The organism is Skermanella sp., assembly GCF_059503625.1.
In genome coordinates, this window is the sequence record NZ_JCACHA010000508.1 from 1 (window position 1) to 2,136 (window position 2,136).

Below are 2,136 nucleotides of genomic sequence, written 5' to 3' on the forward strand. Positions count from 1 at the left end.
CCGCGAATCCGCGACAGCCCCTTTCTTTTTGGCTTCACGCAGACTGACCATCAGAGCCTCATCTCGTTGCGAATGAAATGCCACAATCCCATGCAGTCGTCGCGGCCGCTGGCATTGTCGATGTCCACAGCCGAAAGGCCCTGGTCGGCAAAGTTATGGATGTTCTCAAGGTCCGGGATCTCGGCCGGGCAAAGCCGCCCTTCCTTCAGGAGAAGCTTCTTGGCTTCGCGGAAGGCGACGGTGCTCCGCTTGACCCGGTTCATGACGAAAGCGGCTTCCTTGCCATGGTGCTTCATGACACCCATCCATGGGATGGTCGACCGTCTGTCGTCGAACGTCGCTCCCGTCGGGATCAGCACGAAATCCGCCAGCCCGATCAGCGCCACGAATTGGTCGCGGTATGCCTGCACGGCGTTGGGCGTATCGATGACGATCAGGTCGTAGTCCGTGGCTTTGGTGATCGTCTCGGCCGCGTTGTCCATATCGACGGCGACGCAGTCGATGGGAGCCAGGCTCTCGTAGCCGGAAGCTTCACGCAGTTCATGCCATGCGGCGAGGCTGCCTTGGGCATCGGCATCGACCAGCAGGACCTTCAGGCCCGCCATGCTGGCTGCGACCCCGATAATGCGGGAGCAGCCGGTCTTGCCAAGGCCGCCTTTGGGGCCGGAAACCAGCAACTTCTTCGGCGTCCTGGGCGCTGCCTCCGCTGTCGGCGCCGGAGCGCTCTTGGGCTTTTTGGACTTTGGCTTTTCAGCCACGGCTGTATCTGCCATCGCTCAACCCTCTGCTGCTTTAATGGCCGAGGTTTACAGCAAAGCGGGCAGGGACGATAGACGGAGCGGACGCCGGATGACGATTAGTTCGGACAGTGTGGCCCGTTTACCCGGTAAACGGCGTTTCATGATTTTATCGGTCTTCGTTTACTGGGTAAACGGGCCCGCCACCTAGTCATGCCAAGGCCGAATATCCTGTACCGGATCTAATTAGTTGGCTAATCCTTCGCCCGATGCTACGGTTGCCCTCCTCCGCAGTCCTGCATCCTGGCTGGAACAATAATGCCTATCAACCGGCAGAATCGCTTCTTCTATCCCATTGACTGGCCGCAGATATCCGACTCCATTCGCTTCAAGCGCGCACGCGGTGTTTGCGAACGATGTGGCCGGAAGCATCTTTCCAGGATACGAATACTTCCCGACGGGCGCTGGCTCGATGCCATAGCCGGAGACACGTGGCGCGACCGTTACGGACATCCATCGATATGGCCGGATATGGTGGAGATCAGCAAGTCGAAATTCAGCCGCGTCGTACTGGCCTGTTGCCACAAGGACGGCAACCTCAGTAACAACCATCCCCGCAATCTGGCGGCTTGGTGCCAGTGGTGCCATCTCGACGCCGACCGCGATTGGAACCGTCACCAGATGAGGATCACCGTCCAGATGCGGCGATCGCTGGGCGATCTGTTCACCGGTCCTTACGTCCGCTGGTAATCGAACGGGATTTGGACGATCAGGCAACAGCGGTCCAGGCAGTCCCAACTTTTCAGATCATCCCAAGTTTAAGATCACCCCAGGCCAGGGCAGGGACCTCCGACCGATCATGGATTTGGTAGCGCTGTTCTCCAGCATGACGGCTGTCATCGCTCCCGTATTCCTCGTCGCAGCACTCGGGTTCTGCTGGATTCGCGCCAACCTGCCCTACGACAGCGCGTTTATCACCACCTTCGCGGTGAACGTGTCGACGCCCTGTCTCGTCTTCTCCTCCCTGACCCATACGCCTCTGTCGGGAGACCAGCTCGGCATCATGGCGGCGGCATCCATCGCCTGCATCGTCCTGCCGGGATTGATCGCCTACCCGTTCCTCCGGCTCGCCCGTATTCCTTGGCGGGTCTACCTGCCCGCGCTCAGCTTTCCCAATGCCGGCAATTTGGGCCTGCCGATCTGTCTCTTCGCATACGGGCAGGAAGGGCTGAGCCTTGGCGTCATGTTCTTTGCCGCCATGGCGATCGGGCAATTCACCTTCGGGCCGGCGATAGCCGCCGGCAAGTTCAGCTTCCGCCAACTGGTCCGGACGCCCGTGCTCTACAGCGTCGCGGTGTCGCTGCTGATCCTTCTGACCCAATTCAAAGTCCCGTTGTGG

At 59.9% G+C, this 2,136-nt stretch carries 3 protein-coding genes; 2 read left to right on the plus strand and 1 reads right to left on the minus strand.

Going from position 1 to position 2,136, the window contains the following annotated elements; all coding sequences use genetic code 11:
• Nucleotides 1-50: 50 nt before the first annotated feature.
• Nucleotides 51-758 (minus strand): ParA family protein, encoded by a 708-nt coding sequence (locus tag AC5JJ6_RS10930; RefSeq protein ID WP_496042058.1) that lies wholly within the window; start codon nucleotides 756-758, stop codon nucleotides 51-53.
• A 510-nt stretch (nucleotides 759-1,268) separates the two neighbouring features.
• Between AC5JJ6_RS10930 and AC5JJ6_RS10935 the strand changes: the two genes are divergently transcribed.
• Nucleotides 1,269-1,487 carry a hypothetical protein gene (locus AC5JJ6_RS10935; RefSeq protein ID WP_496042059.1) on the plus strand — a complete coding sequence of 73 codons (219 nt, stop codon included), beginning with the start codon at nucleotides 1,269-1,271 and terminating at the stop codon, nucleotides 1,485-1,487.
• A 109-nt stretch (nucleotides 1,488-1,596) separates the two neighbouring features.
• Nucleotides 1,597-2,136: AEC family transporter (locus tag AC5JJ6_RS10940; RefSeq protein ID WP_496042060.1), on the plus strand; the 540-nt coding region annotated here is incomplete at its 3' end.